Genomic DNA, 894 nt, shown 5'->3' on the forward strand with positions numbered 1-894 from the left:
TCATTATTAGAACTGTTAAAACGACCAAAAGTAAATTATCAAATTTTATCTCAGATTGAATCAGCACAGCCTTTTTTAACGGATACAACTTTAATTAGCGTGGTGGAAAATCAGATTAAATATGAGGGTTATATCAAACGCCAGTTAGAAGAAATTGAAAAATATCGTAGGAATGAAGACGCCGCTTTACCCAGCGATATGGATTATGACTCTATTAAGGCCTTGTCAAGTGAAGTCATACAAAAACTTAGCGACCATCGTCCGGAAACCATCGGTCAAGCAAGCCGACTTCAAGGTGTTACCCCTGCGTCTATTTCTATTTTATTGGTGTATTTAAAGACTTATAAAAGATGAAAACATTGCTCACGCAAGGTGCAAAAGAAATGAACATTGCACTGAACGATGCACAAGCAACTTCGCTAATTAGTTACCTTGAATTGATTATAAAATGGAATAAAACTTATAATCTGAGCGCCATTCGCACCATGGAAATAGGTGTTAAAAAACATTTGTTAGACTGCTTGTCTATTATGCCTTATGTTGATAAATCGCCACTACTTGATGTGGGTGCAGGTGCAGGATTACCAGGGATTGTGCTTAGCATTATGAAGCCAACACTTGCCGTGAGTGTGCTGGACTCAGTCGGTAAAAAATGTCGATTTATGCAATTTGCAAAAAGCCACTTGGCACTTAAAAACCTATCCGTGGTGAACACACGCCTTGAGACCTTCAAACCGCAGCAATGTTTTGGTCAAATTACCTCCAGAGCATTTGCAGAAGCAGACAAAACCTTAAAACTAACGCAACATTTATTATGCGATAATGGGCATTATTTGTTAATGAAAGGTGTTAATGCTGAACAAGAAGCCCTACCCAACAGAGCGAAAATTTATC

Annotated in this window: 1 protein-coding gene and 1 pseudogene; both read left to right on the plus strand. The window is 38.1% G+C overall.

Going from position 1 to position 894, the window contains the following annotated elements; all coding sequences use genetic code 11:
• Nucleotides 1–354 (plus strand): annotated as a pseudogene (gidA, locus tag BBROOKSOX_RS11830) (tRNA uridine-5-carboxymethylaminomethyl(34) synthesis enzyme MnmG); the annotation flags it as partial.
• The coding region (gene rsmG, locus BBROOKSOX_RS11835; RefSeq protein ID WP_139662093.1) for a 16S rRNA (guanine(527)-N(7))-methyltransferase RsmG at nucleotides 351–894 on the plus strand (544 nt) is incomplete at its 3' end. The pseudogene gidA and the gene rsmG, both read left to right, overlap by 4 nt.

This window comes from bacterium endosymbiont of Bathymodiolus sp. 5 South (genome assembly GCF_900128535.1).
Lineage (GTDB): Bacteria > Pseudomonadota > Gammaproteobacteria > PS1 > Pseudothioglobaceae > Thiodubiliella.